We start from the raw sequence: 17,954 nt of genomic DNA on the forward strand, positions 1-17,954 counted from the left end.
CGCTTACAGTACAAACCTTCCAAAAGTGTAAAAATCCTGCTTGACAATATATACCCCTATGGTACTATAGACACGTAAGTCGTCAGACGTCTTTGCACTTGGAGGGTTTTGTCCATGATAGTTTCCGGTTGCAACCTATATACAGGCATCTATACAGTCATCCATACCAGTGGTGGCATCATCTCCCGCATGGAAGAGATAAAAGACCGCCCTGTCCAGGAAACGGACCCCATCCTCAGCCGAGGCTTTGTCGATGCCCAGGTCAATGGCTATAAGGGGGTTGACTACAGTGGCCAGGACCTGACCGAAAAGAAGATCCTCACCCTCATAGATGCCCTTGCCAAGAGCGGGACCTTACGCCATATACCCACCATCATAACCAACAGCCAAGAGAGGATCGAAGAGAACCTCACCATCATCAGGGAGGCTGTAGAGCATAACCCCCGAATCCGACAGGCCATAGCAGGCATACACGTGGAAGGGCCCTATATCTCGGCCGATGATGGCCCTCGAGGTGCGCACGACCCCCTGTTTGTACGCGACCCTGATATTGGTGAACTATCCCGATGGCAGGAGGCCGCAGGCGGCCTTTTGAAGCTGGTTACCATAGCACCGGAGAGGGCTGGCTCGATCGCCTTCATACAGGAAGCCCGGAAGATGGGCATCGCTGTTGCCCTTGGCCACTGCAATCCAACAAAAGAGCAGATAGAGGCCGCCGTCGATGCTGGGGCAACCATCAGCACCCACCTGGGCAACGGCAGCCATGCCCTGCTTCCCCGGCTGAAGAACCCCATCTGGGAACAGCTTGCCAACGATGGCCTCTATGCAGGGGTCATCAGCGATGGCTTCCACATCCCCCCTAGTGTGCTGAAGGTCTATAGCCGTGCCAAGGGCCTGGACAAGATCATCCTGGTAAGCGATGTCGCCCTGCTTGGTGGGTATGAGCCCGGCATCTACAACTGGGGAAACATTGAGGTAGAGGTATTCTCCGATGGCCACCTTGGCCTCCCCGGTTCCCCCTATTTGGCAGGGGCAGGCCACCTGCTCGACTGGGATATCCCCCTGTTCCGGAAGGCCTCAGGCGTGTCCCTCTTGGAGAGTGTCAAGCTTGCCACTACCAACCCGGTTGTTGCCCTCCGTCTGGGAGGACACAAGGGAAACTTCCAGGTGGGGGAAAAAGCCGACCTTATCGTATTCCAGGATGACGAAGTCAGGCTGAAGATCCACTCCTATTGCCACGGCCTTGTTGAAGAAGCTCTTTTCAAAGAGGAGAACCAGTAGAACCATGCAAAAAATTACCCATGCCAACATCTCCGACACAGCAGTAGAGAGCATCAAGCAGTACATCGTCGACAACAACCTCACCAGTGGGGACCAGCTTCCCAGTGAGGTCATCCTGGGTGAAAGCCTGGGCATAAGCCGGGCATCGCTGCGCGAAGCGATGAAGACCCTTGAGGGAAGCGGAATCATCGAGACGATGCACGGCAAAGGCCGCTTTATCCGCTCCTTCAACTACGACCAGATGATCGACAGCCTTACCTACAACCTGAGGGTCCACTACAAGGACTTCAAGGAGGTGCTCCAGGTGAGGATAGGCCTGGAAGCCTACTTCCTTCCCCGGGTGGTAGGGAAGCTCACCGATAAGGATTTTGCCGAGCTTGAGGCTCTGCTTACCGTACTGGAACAGCAGATCAAGGAGGGCAGGGAAGATAGCGAACTGGTGGAGACCCACACCCTCTTCCACCAACGGCTGTACAAGGTGTTTGACAACCAGCTTTTGAACAGCCTCATCTCGATGTTCGCTACCTTCCAGCGGATGCTCTCGGAGATGAACAGGGTCAAGACCAGCGACAACGAAACCTTCCTGCAACAGCACAAGGATCTGTTGGAGAGCCTCAAGGGCGAAGACGAAGATAAGGTCTTGCAATGCCTGAAGGAACACTTCTCAGATTTCGAATGTTACGAGATGTTTTTTTAAACCCAGCAAAAGGGAAAAAGGAGTTAGACAATGAAAAAGACCATGGTAGTACTTATGGTTGCATTACTGATGGCCACCAGTGCCTTCGCACAGGGGGCCAAGGACGAGGCAAAGCCCATGACACTCAAGCTTGGGCACATCCGGGACACCGAACACCCAACCAACAAGGGAGCTGAACTGTTTGCCAAGCTGGTTGAGGAAAACACCAACGGACGCATCAAGGTCCAGGTCTATGCCAACAGCCAGCTCGGAGGCATCCAGGAGATGTTTACCCAGATCAAGACCAATGACTTGGACTTCGTCTATGGTGGCATCAACACCCTGGCCTTCATCTCCGGCGGAGAGGCCTTGGAAATCACGGCGATCCCCTTCCTCTATCGCGACTACGACCACATGAGGGCCTGTCTGCTCTCTGCCGAGTTTGCCCCTGCCTTGCAGAAGGCCGAGGAAGCAACAGGGCTGAAGATCCTCAACATCGCAGGCGACACCGCTCCCAGGGGCCTCACTGCAAACAGGAAGATCACCACACCCAATGATTTCAAGGGCCTGAAGATCCGCACTGCAGCCAGTGACACCGTCGTACGCACCATGAAGAAGCTTGGTGCCCTCCCCCAGCAGATCGCCCTTGCCGACCTCTGGATGGCAATGAAGACCAACGTGGTCGATGCCCAGGAAAATGGCGCCATCACGGTCAACAACAACAGCTTCTTTGAAGTACAGTCCTACTACATGCGCACCGACTACATCCGTGACATCGAGTGTTTCTACATGTCACCTGCCCTCTACAACAAGCTTTCTGAAGCTGACAGGGCCATCCTGCTCGATGCTTCCGAAAAAGCTGGTGCCCTGGTTACCTCCCTCACCGCAAAGCAGCTGGAGACTGTCTATCAGGACCTTGCAAAGCACATGACTGTCGTCTCCGAACCAGAACTCAGGCTTGACCTCTTCCGTGAGGCTCTCGATGGTCTGTTTGTTGACTGGGATGGGACTCGCTGGCCTAAGGGCATGCTCGAGATCTTCAAGGGCAAGTAAGGCTACCTGTATTCGTATCGACCGTATCTCCAGCCACCTGGCTGGGGATACGCTAATGGGAAATCCACATGATAGTAATTCTCTTTGTCATCATGTTCGTCTTCATTGGGCTAGGAGCCAGCATCTGGGTCTCCATGGGCTTCAGTGGCGTGCTCTACATCCTGCTTCGCGGTGATGTCTCCTTACGCCTGGTAGCCTCACAGATGGTTGGAGGTGTCTCTGCCGATACCCTCTTGGCCATCCCCTTCTTTATCCTGGCCGGTAACTTGATGGGTTCTTCTGGGATAACCAACAAGCTCCTGCAGTTTTCTAACTTCTTTGTAGGGAAATATAGGGCAGGGCTTGCCTATGTCTCCATCATGACGAGCATATTCCTTGCAGGGGTCTCCGGCTCGGCAGTCTCCGATGCCAGCTCCACCTCAGCGGTATTGCACCCCATCATGAGAAAGCGCGGCTATGATGATGCCTTCAGTGCATCCATCAATGCAAGCTCGGCCATCATCGGCCCTATCATCCCTCCCAGCATCCCTATGGTAAATATCGGGGTCATCAGCGGCATCTCGATCGGCAAGCTCTTCCTGGGTGGGTATTTTCCCGGTCTTCTTATGGCCATAGGCCTTTGGATCCTCGTTACCCTGGTAGCCAAGAAGCGCAACTACCCTATTGCCAAGGTTGAACGTTCCTGGAAAATCTTCTTCTCCCTGCTAAAGGAAACCTCCCTTGCCCTGCTGGCCCCTGTCATCATCATCGTAGGGGTCATATCCGGGGTGGTTACCATTACCGAGGTTGCCGTGCTGGCAAACTTCTACATCCTGCTGATATCCGTCTTTGTCTACAGGTCCATCAATTTCAAGAATTTCTTTGAGACGGTACGTGCTACAGCGGTGTTCTGCTGTTCCATCATGATCATCTTCGCTGCAGTCGGCGTCTTCCAATACATCGTCTCCTCCGAGCAGCTGGGCAAGCAGCTGATGACCCTGATAGTAAGCCTCAACATGACGAAGACCACCTTCTTGCTGTTCTGTACGGTGTTCTTCCTCTTCATGGGCTGCATCCTCGATGCAGTGCCTGTCATCCTCATCTTTTTTCCTGTGTTGCTTCCCATTGCAATCCAGCTGGGAGTCGACCCGGTACACTTTGGGGTCATCACGGTGCTGAACCTGATGATAGGCCTCATTACCCCACCGGTAGGGGCCCTGCTGTTTATCGAGACGAAGATAGCAAACATCGACATCAACGTCCTGCTGAAGGAGATCTGGCCACACATAGCAGTTCTCCTGGGGACGCTGCTGCTCATCACCTTTGTCCCTGTGTTTGTCACCTTTTTGCCAAACCTGTTCTTCAAATAAGGAGGTAGGAGACTATGTACCATACGTTTTGTAAAAGGCTCTCTGCCTTGCTTGCCAATATTACCGGCCTCTTGCTTACCGGGGTGTTGGGCCTCTCGATGCTCAACATACTGCTACGCAATGTGTTTTCCGTCTCGTGGCTCATCCTCGACGTTATCCTGAAGCTGATGTTTGTCTGGATGATCTTCATCGGCTCTTCGGTGGTCTACTTCCATGGGGACCACCTGAAGATGGATTTCTTCAGCATGCGCTTCTCCCCAAAGGTCAAGAAGGTGTTCGGCTACATTTTCTCATCTGTTAGCATGCTGCTGCTGTTGGTGATGCTGGTCTACGGCCTGGAGGTAAGCAGGGTACGGATGTCCATACCCTTTGAAGCCTACAAGGCGATTCCGACAGGATTCTTGTTTGCCAGCCTGCCGGTCTGCTCCGTCTTGATGATGCTCTTTACCGTCGAACATCTGCAACAGCTCTACAAACAGGGGAGCATTGCCGAGGAGAAAGAGGGTGGTGTCATCGATGAACTCGTAACGAAGGAAGAGGAGATCCTCAAGGGGATCGAAGAGCTCTCTTCCATGATGAAGGATACAAAGAATGATGAATAAGGAAACGCAACAATATCTCACCATTGTAACGGATGTCTACCAGAAGATCGCCAATGAGAATCCAGACCTTGAAGCTGCTGCCGATGCCATTGCAAGGAGCATCGCCAATGATGAGCTGATCCATGTCATAGGCCCCGGAGGGCACTCCAACATGGCTGCCGAAGAGGTACTCTGGCGTGCAGGCGGCTTGGCCCCTGTCAATGCCATCCTCGATGCAGGCATCAACCTCATCCATGGGGCCAAGAGGTCGAACATCATCGAACGGACTCCAGGCTATGCCCAGAAGGTGTTCGAGAGCTACCGCATCGGCCAGAAGCCAGGGGAAGTGCTTGTCATCATCAATGCCTACGGCATCAACACGATGACCATCGACACCGTCCTGGAAGCAAAGAAGCGCAAGATGGTCACCATCGGCATCACCTCCACAGGCTTTGCCGACAAGGTGGCAAAGGACCACCCTGCGCGCCATGCTACCGGGAAGAATCTCTACCAGGAGGTCGACTACTTCATCAACACCTTCATGCCCTATGGGGATGCTGTGGTCGATATCGATGGAATGGACCAGAAGACCGCCCCCACCTCCACCCTTACCAATGTGTTTGCCATCAACATGCTGATGCTGACAGCGGTGAAGAAACTCAAGGAGTTGGGAGTTGACCCTCCTCTTTGGATGAGCGCCAACCTCCCAGGAGGCGATGAGCAGAACAAGGCTCTGGAAGAGCGATACTTCCCCAGGGTGAAGCATCTCTAGGAGAAGGACAGAGAGAGCTACGGCACGAGAAAGAAGAACCAAGAACAAAAAAAAGATTGAAGAAGGACCAGGATGAACGAACCGATATACCAGAACCACTTTGACAAGCTAGATGTCCAGGTTTTTGCAGATGCAAAGGCAATGGGAAGGGCTGCGGCCCTCGCCATTGCAAAGGATATGAAGACGATCATAGAGGAGAAGGGAACGCTACGGATGATGTTTGCCGCAGCCCCTTCCCAAGATACCACCCTGGAGGCTTTGCTCGCCTTCGATGATATCCCTTGGGAGGCGGTAACTGCCTTCCATATGGATGAGTATCTTGGCATCAGTGAAGAGGCTAGCCAGTCCTTCAGGAACTTCCTCAACCGCTCGCTCTTCTCGAAGAAGAACTTTGGTGCCATCCACTACATCCAAGGCGATGCCCCTGATGCCCAGGCTGAGGCTGACCGCTATGAGGCGCTTTTGCAGGAATCGCCTTTGGATATGGTGCTTCTTGGGATAGGGGAGAACGGCCATATCGCCTTCAACGATCCACCGGATGCTTCTTTCAGTGAACCCAGGCTAGCCAAGATCATAACGTTGGATGAAAAATCCCGCGTCCAGCAGGTGCATGACGGGTGTTTCGCCCTGCTTGGAGATGTGCCCAAGTATGCCATAACGGTAACCATCCCGGCCTTCATGCAGGCCAAGGTTTTGCACTGTGTGGTTCCGAACACTAGGAAGGCTGATGCTGTAAAGGCAACGGTACTGGGCCCTATAGACGAGCGTTGCCCGGCATCGGTCCTCCGGACCCATTCCCATGCCACGCTCTATCTCGATAGTGCCAGTGCTTCTCTCCTGCCTAGGTAAGGGTGAAAAACAAGGCGGAACCTTAAGGTAAATCGGAGAGTAAGAGGATGAGTGTTGCTTGATTTGAGAGCCTGGAGCTATGCATTTGGCAGCTGCTTTTTGATGGGCAAAGAGAATAACCTCATCCTTAAGCCTCTCCCATATTGACCGCTGAGGGTGCATACGAGAAAGAACAGCAGCCCTTTGGGCTCAGGGCTGGGAATGAGTTGATGGTTATGTTTGGTTGGTTTGTATGTGTACTGTTTGCGCTTGCACAGTTTGCACTTGTTTTGATTATTTGACGAGGCAGGTAGGGCTTACGATGGACTACGATGTAAGCACAAAACGTAACCCTACCTGCTTCTTTCTCTTGCCATGGTATCTGCCACAGGCTCTTGGTGAAAAGGAGCTGTAAGCAGATGGTGTGGGAGAACAAGAGAGAGCCGATCCCAGAGGCCTTTGGACTTGAAGGTGTGATGCTGGTATTGATGCTTGAGGCGTTTCTTGTGTTGTTTGTTTTGATTTGATTCTTTTTGAAGAGGCAGGTAGGGAGACGATGCACTACGATGTAAGCACAAAACGTAGCCCTACTTGCCTCTTCGTATTGCCATGATGGTACTGTTCAGATTGTTCCTGAAAAGGGCCCTATAGCGGAAGGTGTGGGTGAAGGCCTCTGCCTCCGGGAATGCTGTGAAGAACTCGTCAGGGGTGTTGAAGACGCCCAGGTCCTTCTCGATGGCTTTTTTCTGTATGAAGGTCGATTCCCCTTCCCATTTGATCTTTGGGTTCTTGAAATGCAGTGCTGCCAGTCCATACCCGTAGAAACTGCCCATATAGTCGGGGAACTTTTCCTGGAGTTTCAGCAGGTAGGGCATGTCGATGATGTGGCCTCCCATCTCAAGCCATGTGTTGTCGTACTGCACCTCCACCCAGCTGTGATGGAAATATTTGGGGATCAGCTTGTGGTAGGGCCTTGGAATGAGTCCACGAAACAAAACCCTGCTGATCGTTGCGCCATGGAGTTGGCAGGGAATATCCACAGCTCTCAGCAGGGCCAAAAGCAGGGTGGTTTTTGTCAGGCAGTTGCCATACCCCTTGGAAAGGACAACGGAGGCAGGGATCTGGAATTTCTTGGTATAGCCGTACGCGATTTCATCGCGTACGAAGGTGTAGACTGAACCGATGAGCTCTGACCTATTCTGAAGGGAAAGCCAGCCTCTTTCTCTGATGAGGTTCTGCATGGCGGGGTGGTTGTAATCCAAGAGGTGGCTCTGTTGTAGCAGGTCAACGTTCTCAGATTGTTTCACTCGCTTCTCTTCCATTGGCAAAATCCTTGTTAGTACCGTTTTCAGCCGATGCTTGCAAGACCACAAAGAGAGGTGCCCTGTAGGATACGTCTAGCTGTGCTCTTATGATGGTTTGTAATATACGTATCCTAATGGTAAAACCTACAAATAACAAGATAATTACAGATATATGCTACGATTATTGCATATGTGGGGTTTTTCTATGCAGGTCGTAAATTGTGTAGTAAAATGTGTGTAGAAAAAGACAAGGATGGTGTACATGGAAGCATACAACGCGTTGCACGCTCTCATGAAGGGGCCCTTGCCTTCTCTCTTTTTCTGTATTGGGGACCCTATCGTGGGAAACCCCACCGAGCATATGGTCGACAAGGCCTTTCAGGATCTTGCATATTCTGGCCGCTATCTTACCTGCCGAGTTCCCAAGAGTGACCTCGCTTCAGCCCTATGGGGCCTACGTGCCCTTGGGTTTGCTGGTGGCAATGTAACTGCTCCACACAAGCAGGAGGTGCTGCAATACCTTGATGAGTTGAGTGAGTCTGCCCTGCTATGCAAGGCAGTGAACTGCATCACCCGCACCCCTGATGGTTCCTACTATGGGGACAATACCGATGGCAAGGGTTTTCTCCAGTCGCTAGCTGATCGGGCCATCACCGTGCAAAACAAGAAGATCGTGGTATTGGGCTCCGGAGGAGCCGCCTCCGCCATCGCCACCGAGCTGGTCTTGGCAAAGAGCGGTGAGGTGGTATTGGTAAATAGGACAGAGGAGCGTTCACTCTCCATTGCCAAGAGGCTTTCTGGCATCAGCCAGACAAAGCTTGTTGTCGAGCCTTGGGTGGGGTGCTATACCATCGCTGATGATGTTGACATCGTGGTACAGGCTACCTCTGTGGGGCTGTTTTCCCCAACCAGTTGTGTTGATGTTGCCTTTACAGGTAAAAATTCTTCACTCATTGCTTGTGATGTTGTATTTAATCCGGTACAAACATTGTTTTTACAGAAAGCAGAACTTGCTGGCTGCACCATTGTTGACGGACTGGGCATGTTGGTGAACCAAGGGGCCCTCGCAGTGAGGCAATGGACAGGCAGCGATCCTGATAGGGCTCTTATGAGAAGGGCGTTGGAGGAAGCCTTTGCTCAGAGGTGACAAAGCAACAGTTTCTCTATACTATGGGCGACTATGAATTACTACTGTATTGCATGTAGGACAGGCGGTGAGGCCAAGGTACGTGCCCACCTCAACAAGTACTTTGGCAGGGAGTTCGGCGACCTCAACGATGTGAAGGTCTTCTATCCGATGCGAAAGATGTTCGAGCGTCGGAAAGGCAAGAAGCTGGTTACCGACCAGCCAATCCTTCCTGGGTATCTGATGATAAGCACTGAGCTCGACCTGCAGAATGTTACCTATGAGGTACGGGGTATCCCCGGTTCCTATGGGTTTCTCCATAACCTTGACAAGACCATCGCCCTAAAGGGTGCAGACCTGCAGTATGCAGCCTGGATCATGGGCAACAAGGGGACGATAAAACCCTCGAAGGTGGTGTTCAAGGAAGGGGAGCCCATCAAGGTCATCGAAGGGCCGATGATGGACATGCAGGGTACTATCCTGAGGGTTGACCAGCGGGGTTCCAGGGTTTTGGTGGCCTTTGAGTTTGCCAACGAGGTACGGAAGGTCAGTATGCCGGTGGAGTTTGTCGGGTCGGACGAATAACGGGGATCTATCCCCATGTCACAAGTATATATGGGGTATTGAAAAGGCAAAAGGGTAAACCTTAGAGAGTTTTTTCTGTACTTATTGTGGTGCCTAATTTCCTTTTTTTGGTTTACTTTGAATAAAATTGATGATACTATGCTGATTCAGTGGCTTATAGGAATTGCTATTGTTTTAGTTGCTTCTTATACTGGTCGCATACATATTGCTCTGCTGTAGGTTCGTCCTGGCAAAGTGGTTTCTACGGTTTGATGTTTCCCAGCCCCGTCTGGGTTGGGGTTTTTTCGTCCTAATAGTAAATACTAGAGAGTATCGAGGTTGTAGTGGCACGACTTTCAACAAAACGCATCAGGCGTCTGGTGGTCCTTTTGTGCTTTGATGCAGTGTGGGTGATAGCCAGTGGCTTCTTTGCCGCTTGGGTCGTATTCCGTACCATACCTCCGTCCTTCTACTCTGTGGTTGCCATCAATACCATCAGTTTGCTGGTCGTACTTAAGCTGGTACGGTTCTATGCCATTCGCATCAGCGAGAGTTCTCTTGACCTGCTTAACCGTGGGCTTCCGGGCTTTGCCCTGCCTTTAGTGGTAGGGGTTCTGATATTCGCCCGCTTCGACTCCTTCGCTTCCCTTTGGATTCCGTTTCTCTGCGTTGCCGATGGGTTCGCCTTCCTCTTCTTGATGGGACTGAGGTATCTCTACCGCAGTGCCCTCAACTTCCATCTCAGGCATACCAACAACGGAAACCCCAGGACCATCGTCTATGGGGCTGGGGAGTTGGGCAACACCTTGGTGAGGCAATACCAGAAGGGTAGGCTCCCTTTCCATATCGTGGGGTTCGTCGATGACGACCCTGCGCTACACGGGACCTACCTCCTTGGCCTTAAGGTGTTTGGGCCTGTTGAGGTCCTAGGCAAGGCCCTTCAGCAGACACAGGCAAAGACCCTGATCATCGCCATCACCGAGATTGAGCAGGAGCGGATGCTGTTGGCTGTCGATGCTGCCAAGGAGAACAACTGCAATGTCATGGTGATCCCCTCGTTGTTTGAGATGCAGCAAACTGGTGCCAAGGAGCTGGACCTCAGGAGCCTCGACTATGCCGACCTCTTGGGCAGGCCTCTTATCAAGATCGACAGGGAGCCCATCAGGGCGATGGTGAGGGACAAGAGGATTCTTGTTACCGGAGCCGGTGGCAGCATAGGCAGCGAGATCTGCAAGCAGCTGCTCAGCTATGACCCCAAGCAGCTTGTCTTGCTGGATATCGATGAGACGGAGCTGCATGACCTTTCGCTCAGGCTACACAACTACCAGAAGGAGTGGAGCAGCCTGGTGGTTCCTGTGGTGTGTGACATCAAGAACAGGAAGAAGATAGATAGGATTTTCGAGCAGTACAGGCCTGAGCTTGTGTTCCATGCTGCTGCCTATAAGCATGTTCCGCTTCAGGAACTCTATCCTGAGGAGGCCATCAACACCAACATCGGTGGTTCGTTCAACATCCTCCAGAGTGCAAAGGCCCACAAGACGAGGAAGGTGGTGGTGATCTCCACCGACAAGGCGGTGAACCCCACCAATGTGATGGGAGCCACCAAGCGTGTTGTTGAGTTGATGGCTAGCATGCTCAACAGTGTTGAGACCGAGATGGTTGCCGTGCGGTTTGGCAATGTCCTGGGAAGCCGTGGGAGCATGCTCCCCCTCTTCATGGACCAGATAAAGGCCGGTGTTCCGATCACGGTGACGCATAGGGAGATCATCCGGTACTTCATGGCCATCCCCGAGGCTGTAGGCCTCGTCTTCAAGGCTGCTTCCATGGCCAAGGGTGGAGAGGTGATGGTCCTTGACATGGGCCAGCCTGTGAAGATCTACGACTTTGCCCAGAAGCTGGTGAAGTACTACGGCGATGGAAGAAGTCAGGTTATTGTCACAGGCCTACGGCCTGGTGAGAAGCTCTATGAGGAGCTCCTTGCCAACAAGGATACCACCATCCCCACAGAGGACAAGCTGGTATTCAAGGCGAAGGTTGATAACACAAAACTTATAGAAGAAGACAAGCTCAAAGAGCTCATTGATTCCCTAACAGAGAAGAGCCCACAAGAGCTGGTAAAGACCCTACATGAGTTGGTGCCGGAGTTTGAGGGGACGAGGGTTTAGGGGAAAGAAAAGAGAGTTTTTCAATGAATAAGAACCGAAACTTTCACCTTCATAATCCGAACCAAAAGCCTAAATTACTCGATTATAATGGTTTATAGTGATGTTTCTTTGAAACAGAGCCATAGCAACCTTGATTAATTCCACATGCGTAATAGACTAACCAGAGTATGAACACTTGGAGGTGTTGGTATGGCTAGCTATTACATGAATTTGAATTCTCAGAACAATGGCGATCACGAAGTACATGTTTCCTCCTGCAATCATCTTCCAGAAATGAAAAACCGGCTGTATCTTGGAGAGTTTTATAACTGCCAGGATGCTCTGAGAGAAGCAAAAAAACGTGATAGCAAAGCCGATGGCTGCTTCTATTGCTGCAATCCTTGTCATACTAGCTGAAGCATTGTTCAACAGGTGAGGAAACCCACAACCTCAGATTTGTTTTTTCTTCACGGTAGACAATTTTGCTTTGGTCTTAGACGTGGAAAAAAGAGAAATGATAACTCAGAATCAATAAGAGGCCTTGAAGCCAAAGCCTCTTATTGAATACATCAACCATCCATATCCATAACTTACAATCATTCAACAATTAGCTTCCTCCAACAACGGTAGTGCTGTTTCCAGATACCAGGAGAGTATGGCTGTCCTTTCAAAGAATATGTCTTCTCCTTCCTGTTGGTAGGGTATTGAGTCTGGGTGAGAGAGAATGAAGCCTCCAAGGTCTGCTGGTTCAAAGCCAAACAGCAAGGCTACTTCAGTAAGGCTGAGCAGGCGTCTACTGTCTTTCACAGAAAGATAGGGTAGTTCTCCACTTTGGGTATAGGGCTTGAAAAGAAACGCATAGGTTGCATTGATTTCTTTTCTTGAGAGGAAGTTCATGATATGGCCTCCTCTGATGAAAGAAAGAGAGAGGATGCATACTGTAGGAAGGAAGAGACTGTAATGCCGAAGGCTGTACAGTATATTTCCAGGGTACTCATTGCTGGATAGCTTTGGTAGCGCTCTTGCTCCCGTAGGCTTATTGCAGTCAGCTGGAAATGGGTAAGCTTAACAAGTTTTGATTGGGATAATCCTAATTCTAGGCGAATAGTCTTAAGCGCATAGGATATCTGTTCTGGTGTAATAGTTATAGGTTCTGAGGTTCTGAGGTTCTGAGGTTCTGGGGTTCTGGGGTTCTGGGGTTCTGGGGTTCTGGGGTTCTGGGGTTCTGGGGTTCTGGGGTTCTCCTGCCCGGCTACAGACCTCTGCATACTCAACGAGCGTTATTACGTTGATTCTGAGAGCTTCTGATAGCTTTAGCAGTGTATTTAGCCAAGGGTTCCAATTGGGATCCTGTAGGATTAAAGAGAGCCAACGTACAGAAAAGTTAGTTCGTTTTGATAGGGTTTGAATTGAGATTCTTTGTTCTTCCATAAGACGAGAAAGAGCTGCTTGATAGTGCAATTGGTTACCTCCAATACTTAGTGTTTAGTAAGTAAGAAGAAGAGGTGGGAGTATTGCTTCAGGGGAGTTGAAGATATTTTGGTTCAATCACTTTCTTTGTGGGATTCCTAGATAAGCCAATTTTGAATAGAAGATTCCAAGGAGATTTGAAACCGAAGGCGGTTGCATAGAAAAGGGCCATCCCTGTATTGTTTAGTTACCACACTTAACAGCAGGAGAATAGCCCTACATGGAATATATCACTTTACCCTCAACATTGGTAGGCTTCAGCAATACCCATACAGAAACTGTAACGACGGTTTCAGGCCTGGGGGCTTATCTCTTGCATGGAAATGTCGATAGGGACGAAAAGGATTCCCTTTGCCCCCATTGTAAAAAGCCGATGCATATCCACAACACCTATGAGGTCAATCTGAGACATCTGTGCATTGGGGGGAATCTGAGCAACCTCAGATTCCCCAAGGTTAGGTTTTTCTGTCCAGCCTGCAAGCAGACCAAGATGCAGGAAGTGCCATTCCAAGCAGAGGGGCACAGGATTACCACTGCGCTTTTCACGTATGCCAGGGATCTACTTGCCTATGGGTTTACGAACAAGGCTGTAACATACCTTACTAAGCTCGGCAAGAATACTGTCAAAGACATTGACATGCAAAGACTTAGGGAAAAGTACACCATCGACGGCAAGAGACTCATCAAGCCAGAAAGGCAGGCAAGGTACCTAGTAGCTTGTAAAGTCTAATTCTTCAATTCAATGACAGGATAGAGGGATTTGAGTTTTGTCCTTGCATCCTGTGCAGTGAATTGCCAATCGATACCTTTCTGGTTGGCAGTCCTTGATACCGACCAGCTAAGGATTTCAGTTTTCAAGTCTTCCAAGTTGTCAATTCTCCTGTGGGAGAGGCATTGGTTGGTCAATGCCGATAACTCTATCTCAGCCATATCCAGCCAGCTTCCATGTTTGGGGGTGAAGTGAATCTCCAATCTTTGCGACAGCCTGAAAGCCTCTTCTGGGGGGAAGGTCTCATACAAGGACGAAATGCTGTGGGTATTGAGGTTGTCCATGACAAGGACCACCTTCTCGGCATGGGGGTATTTCTCATCCAGAAGCCATTTGATCTCGGATGCCCAGACCTTCTTGGTCCTGCGTTTGCAGGCATGTGCTTCCCTCCAGCAGCCGAGCGGTTCGGTGAACATGAAGATGCTGCAGGTCCCGTTCCTTATGTATTCACTGTCCTCGAGCCTGGTATGGTTGGAATCTGAGAGGGGTACCGGATTCCGGAGGTCTCCCAACAATTGGACCGGCTTTTCATCCATACAGACTTGAGGCCGTTTCTCATCATAGGGTCTTGCATATACCGCCAGCACATCCTCCATCTTGGCCACAAAATCACTGTTTTGCTGGGGAGGAATGCACCAGCAACGCTTCAGCTGAGGCTTAAACCTGTTTTTTTTAGTGTTTTTCCCACTGCCGTGTGAGAAATTGCGTCAATGTAATCCAATTCCACCATCCTGTCGGCAATGAGCCGGAGCGTCCATCTCCCATATCCGGAAGGCGGATTTGAGCAGGCGATAGCGATGATGTGGGCCTCGACGCTGCCGTCGATCTTGGCAGGAACCGGCGGGGTCACCCGCTTTTTCCGCTTGATGGAGTCCTCAACCCGCTGCTTTTGCAGGTAGTCCTTCTTGACCTGGCAGATCGTCTGGGGTGTGGTGCCCAGCATACGGGCTACCACGACATCCTTCATACGCTTGCGCCCTTCGGACTCATCGACGGAGAGCAGGATGTTTGCACGCCTGATCTCCTTTGCCTGAGCAGTACCGTTGCTCACTATCTTCTCGAGTTCATTCCGTTCTTCTGTCGTCAACGTGATGCGCAAGGATTGATACTTCATGGCTACCCCCAAATATACAGCTATTTGGAGGATAACACAAATATTACTAAAATTAAAGTTTTAGTGTTTACAAACTACTAGGGATTGACGAGTTCAAGCTCCATAACGGGCACAAGTATGCCGTGGTGATCATTGATATGGAGACCGGCCATATCCTTTGGCTGGCCCATGGGAAGAAGAAAGCCACCGTCTATTCGTTCATCGAGCATGTAGGGCTTGAATGGATGGACGGAGTCGAGGCCATTGCCTGTGATATGAATAGCGACTTTGAGGAGGCCTTCGAGCATATGTGCCCCCATATCCAGATAGTCTACGATTATTTCCATATCGTTAAGAATTTCAACGAGAAGGTAGTTGCGGAAGTTAGGAAGGATGAGCAGAAAAGGCTCCTTGCTGAGGGGGACACCAAGGCTGCCGAGTCACTCAAGAAGAGCAGGTACATCCTCACATCCTCAAAGCAAACCCTTATGAGGAAAGATAAAGAAGCGGAGGAAGGTAAGGTCATATCCAAAGGGAGCTCCCTCTTCAGTAAGGAAGCCGTGACCAGAAAGTCCGGCTATGTGGAGAGGTATGAGGACCTGCTCAGCCAGAACAAGCTACTCTTCACCCTAGATCTGATCAAGGAGAAACTTTCCGAAGCCTACAGGGCAACGGATGAGGTGAAGATGGCCGATATGATTTCAGAAATCATGGATGCTTGCGTTTCAACCGGTAATAAACACCTTAGGTGGTTCAAAAGGTTGCTGGATAACCATTTTGAAGGCATCATTGCTCATGCTACGTATACTATCTCTGCTGGTAAGATTGAGGGAATAAACGGAAAAATTAAGACAATTCGCCGCCAAGGATATGGCTATGCCGATGACGATTATTTCTTTCTCAAGCTCTTCGATGCAAGTAGGAAAGAGTATGTCAGGAATCCTAAATCAAATAAAATCCCACAAGGTTTGTGATTGAGCCGATATTTTCTGTTTTTTTGATGAACCATTTTTGTTTGTAAAGTTTATTAAGGAAAGAGGACAGGGTTTTTTGGTAAATACTCAGCACTTTTCTTAGTCGTTTTGAAGAATAGGACCAGGTGCTAGGTACCCCGTATCTGGCTCCTTACAGGTCTTTTCCATGATGATCCTTCTGCTTGTGGTCTATAAGAACTTCGTTATAGTACCTGCTTTGGATTACCTCTTTGGATTCAGTGTGCTTCTTCTTTTGGCAATGACTCTCTTGGTAGTAGGGAGGGCTGTTACTGCCCCTGAGCGGATATTGCTGTTGGGTATCCTGTTTCTGTCTTTGTATTCAGAATCATTCCTTCACTGGTTTCAATCAGATCTTTTACAGAGAGAAGAACAATCACATCTTCTTTTTGATTACATCTTCTTGTTCAATGCCGTCATACCTCAATGCAACAATCTAGATAGGATAGCCCTGCTGGATTGCGCAGAGCTCATGATGACAAGGGCAAAGAACGATTTGCTTTCGTCAGAAGCGTATGCAGGTTTGGTGACGTACTGCCTTAATTCTATGGAGAACCTGGAGCGGGTACTACAAGTACTTTCTTCAGATCTTGGTAGATGGGAATCCTGTGTCTCAGTCATTATCCAAACCTGTTATACCCATGATAGCGAACTCATCCCTCTGTTCATTCAAGACTCATTGAAAGTGGACTACACAGCTGTACAATACACCTTGGCTATGAGTATTTCCCATATGGAAATATCAGAGTCTTCTGATGAAAACAAGGAATATTTTCGACGATTCTTGGGCGTATTCCAACATCGATTCCCTTCGCTACCGCTAGGGAGCATGAAGGCAGCTCTATTCTGCGTCATCATGCACTTATCAGCCCAATTAGATGACACTCCTTCCATGGTATTGCTCCAATCTTTTTTGAAAGAGATATTCCTTATGAATGAAGCACCCGTGGAGTTTTCATTTTCTGTCATTAGATACTTCGCTAATGAGCTTCAGTCCAAGGGGCCTTTGACCCAACAAGAGTGGGAGACTGTTAGCCATCTGATTAAGGTTACACCGCTAAATACTGGGAAGTCATCCTTTCCGATTACCCATTTGATGGAACATCTGTATCTTTTTGATCCTGAACAGGCATTAGCTACTATGTTTGCTTTCTTGAAATGTAATCCAGCAGTTACTGTAAAAGACTTTCATGAATTACTCATCATTATGAAAAAAAATGGTAAGTTCTTGGATTTTGCAATTAGGTTACTATTGCAGGGAGCATGGGTCACTATTTCTGCAAACAGCGATACCATACAACAGGCATTGGACACATCGATGCAAGAGATAAGCGAGGCTCTTGCTAGCTTTACCGACCTTGACTATTCTTTCTTGGCCCGTAAAGGTATTGCTACACTTTGGCTTCATCCATCCGTGCTGTGTCCGTTTCTCCTAGGCATCCCTCTGAAAGATCACAAGAATATTACGAGGAGCACACTAATGCAGATGCTGTTATTCCCTATTTGGGCTTCTTTCTGTATAAAATGAACTTAGTGGAAATGTTCCAGCATATTGAACCTTGGTTACAGGAACAATGTACTCATGTGTTCTTCCAAGTTTTGTCTTGTGGAAGGCCTCTGAACGAAATTGAGTTCTTATCGTCAGCTCAAGGTGCTTCAAAACAAGTGAGTGCCTATGTCTTTGAGAAAGACAAACCGTTTCTTGATAATCTCAGGCAAGTAATAGGATGGTCTGAGGAACATCAAGAATTATCCAAGTCAAGAACGTCTGATTTGGATTTTCTGCCTTTGTTTGTGATTGCGAGTAGGCAGTATCATATTCCACTTCCATTACAGATATTACAATTGTTCATGGATGTATAAATCTTGCAAGATTGAAGATTCTTGTCTTGTTCTGGTTTTCTTTGCAGCCTTGAGACATGCTGATAGTGTTTAGTAAAAAGAAAGGAGAA

Annotated in this window: 19 protein-coding genes; 13 read left to right on the forward strand and 6 right to left on the reverse strand. The window is 49.5% G+C overall.

The features are described 5' to 3' along the window. The first annotated feature begins 114 nt into the window (after positions 1-114). The 7 genes from ROJ03_RS12530 to ROJ03_RS12560 all read left to right on the forward strand — a co-directional run bounded on the left by ROJ03_RS12530 (position 115) and on the right by ROJ03_RS12560 (position 6,561). Positions 115-1,281, forward strand: coding sequence for an amidohydrolase family protein (locus ROJ03_RS12530; protein ID WP_313727404.1), 1,167 nt, complete (start codon positions 115-117; stop codon positions 1,279-1,281). Positions 1,282-1,285: 4 nt separating this feature from the next. Then, a complete protein-coding gene (locus tag ROJ03_RS12535) occupies positions 1,286-1,978 on the forward strand; it encodes an FCD domain-containing protein (RefSeq protein ID WP_313727405.1) in 693 nt (230 codons plus the stop codon). Positions 1,979-2,008: 30 nt separating this feature from the next. After that, positions 2,009-3,010 carry a TRAP transporter substrate-binding protein gene (locus ROJ03_RS12540; protein WP_313727406.1) on the forward strand — a complete coding sequence of 334 codons (1,002 nt, stop codon included), beginning with the start codon at positions 2,009-2,011 and terminating at the stop codon, positions 3,008-3,010. A 68-nt stretch (positions 3,011-3,078) separates the two neighbouring features. Further along, a complete protein-coding gene (locus ROJ03_RS12545) occupies positions 3,079-4,359 on the forward strand; it encodes a TRAP transporter large permease (protein WP_313727407.1) in 1,281 nt (426 codons plus the stop codon). A gap of 14 nt (positions 4,360-4,373) precedes the next feature. After that, a complete protein-coding gene (locus ROJ03_RS12550; RefSeq protein ID WP_313727408.1) occupies positions 4,374-4,961 on the forward strand; it encodes a TRAP transporter small permease subunit in 588 nt (195 codons plus the stop codon). Next, positions 4,954-5,712 (forward strand): SIS domain-containing protein, encoded by a 759-nt coding sequence (locus tag ROJ03_RS12555; RefSeq protein WP_313727409.1) that lies wholly within the window; start codon positions 4,954-4,956, stop codon positions 5,710-5,712. Before ROJ03_RS12550 ends, ROJ03_RS12555 begins: the two co-directional genes overlap by 8 nt. Before the next feature lie 72 nt (positions 5,713-5,784). Then, positions 5,785-6,561: a glucosamine-6-phosphate deaminase gene (locus ROJ03_RS12560; RefSeq protein WP_313727410.1), complete on the forward strand. Its 777-nt coding sequence runs from the start codon at positions 5,785-5,787 to the stop codon at positions 6,559-6,561. Between the two features lie 566 nt (positions 6,562-7,127). On the opposite strand, the gene ROJ03_RS12565 is transcribed toward ROJ03_RS12560, so the two are convergent. Next, positions 7,128-7,862, reverse strand: a complete 735-nt coding sequence (locus ROJ03_RS12565; protein ID WP_313727411.1) for a transglutaminase domain-containing protein — start codon at positions 7,860-7,862, stop codon at positions 7,128-7,130. Between the two features lie 244 nt (positions 7,863-8,106). On the opposite strand from ROJ03_RS12565, the gene aroE reads away from it, so the two are divergent. The 3 genes from aroE (at position 8,107) to ROJ03_RS12580 (ending at position 11,699) form a co-directional block, all read left to right on the forward strand. After that, complete coding sequence (gene aroE, locus ROJ03_RS12570) at positions 8,107-8,991, forward strand: shikimate dehydrogenase (RefSeq protein ID WP_313727412.1); 885 nt, start codon at positions 8,107-8,109, stop codon at positions 8,989-8,991. Between the two features lie 33 nt (positions 8,992-9,024). Beyond that, positions 9,025-9,555 (forward strand): transcription termination/antitermination NusG family protein, encoded by a 531-nt coding sequence (locus ROJ03_RS12575; RefSeq protein ID WP_313727413.1) that lies wholly within the window; start codon positions 9,025-9,027, stop codon positions 9,553-9,555. 323 nt (positions 9,556-9,878) lie between these two features. After that, on the forward strand, positions 9,879-11,699 hold the full coding sequence (locus ROJ03_RS12580; RefSeq protein ID WP_313727414.1) for a nucleoside-diphosphate sugar epimerase/dehydratase: 1,821 nt from the start codon (positions 9,879-9,881) through the stop codon (positions 11,697-11,699). Positions 11,700-11,855: 156 nt separating this feature from the next. Here ROJ03_RS12580 and ROJ03_RS12585 read toward each other — a convergent pair whose 3' ends face one another. The 3 genes from ROJ03_RS12585 to ROJ03_RS13075 form a co-directional block, all read right to left on the reverse strand. Beyond that, positions 11,856-12,086 carry a hypothetical protein gene (locus ROJ03_RS12585; RefSeq protein WP_313727415.1) on the reverse strand — a complete coding sequence of 77 codons (231 nt, stop codon included), beginning with the start codon at positions 12,084-12,086 and terminating at the stop codon, positions 11,856-11,858. A gap of 192 nt (positions 12,087-12,278) precedes the next feature. Continuing rightward, positions 12,279-12,575, reverse strand: a complete 297-nt coding sequence (locus tag ROJ03_RS12590) for a hypothetical protein (RefSeq protein WP_313727416.1) — start codon at positions 12,573-12,575, stop codon at positions 12,279-12,281. Positions 12,576-12,788: 213 nt separating this feature from the next. Further along, on the reverse strand, positions 12,789-13,109 hold the full coding sequence (locus tag ROJ03_RS13075) for a helix-turn-helix domain-containing protein (RefSeq protein WP_409530500.1): 321 nt from the start codon (positions 13,107-13,109) through the stop codon (positions 12,789-12,791). Between the two features lie 259 nt (positions 13,110-13,368). Between ROJ03_RS13075 and ROJ03_RS12595 the strand changes: the two genes are divergently transcribed. Continuing rightward, positions 13,369-13,878: a transposase family protein gene (locus tag ROJ03_RS12595; RefSeq protein WP_313727417.1), complete on the forward strand. Its 510-nt coding sequence runs from the start codon at positions 13,369-13,371 to the stop codon at positions 13,876-13,878. Here ROJ03_RS12595 and ROJ03_RS12600 read toward each other — a convergent pair. Continuing rightward, positions 13,875-14,567 carry an IS630 family transposase gene (locus ROJ03_RS12600; RefSeq protein WP_313727429.1) on the reverse strand — a complete coding sequence of 231 codons (693 nt, stop codon included), beginning with the start codon at positions 14,565-14,567 and terminating at the stop codon, positions 13,875-13,877. The genes ROJ03_RS12595 and ROJ03_RS12600 overlap by 4 nt on opposite strands. Further along, the gene (locus tag ROJ03_RS12605; RefSeq protein WP_313727418.1) at positions 14,564-15,031 is read right to left on the reverse strand and encodes a helix-turn-helix domain-containing protein; all 468 of its coding nucleotides are present in this window, start codon (positions 15,029-15,031) and stop codon (positions 14,564-14,566) included. Before ROJ03_RS12605 ends, ROJ03_RS12600 begins: the two co-directional genes overlap by 4 nt. An 83-nt stretch (positions 15,032-15,114) precedes the next feature. On the opposite strand from ROJ03_RS12605, the gene ROJ03_RS12610 reads away from it, so the two are divergent. After that, the gene (locus ROJ03_RS12610) at positions 15,115-15,984 is read left to right on the forward strand and encodes a transposase (RefSeq protein ID WP_313727430.1); all 870 of its coding nucleotides are present in this window, start codon (positions 15,115-15,117) and stop codon (positions 15,982-15,984) included. Positions 15,985-16,150: 166 nt separating this feature from the next. Beyond that, positions 16,151-17,530 (forward strand): hypothetical protein, encoded by a 1,380-nt coding sequence (locus tag ROJ03_RS12615; RefSeq protein ID WP_313727419.1) that lies wholly within the window; start codon positions 16,151-16,153, stop codon positions 17,528-17,530. The last annotated feature ends 424 nt before the right edge of the window (positions 17,531-17,954 follow it).

It is taken from the genome of Sphaerochaeta sp. PS, from assembly GCF_032144095.1.
Taxonomy (GTDB): Bacteria; Spirochaetota; Spirochaetia; order Sphaerochaetales; family Sphaerochaetaceae; genus Sphaerochaeta.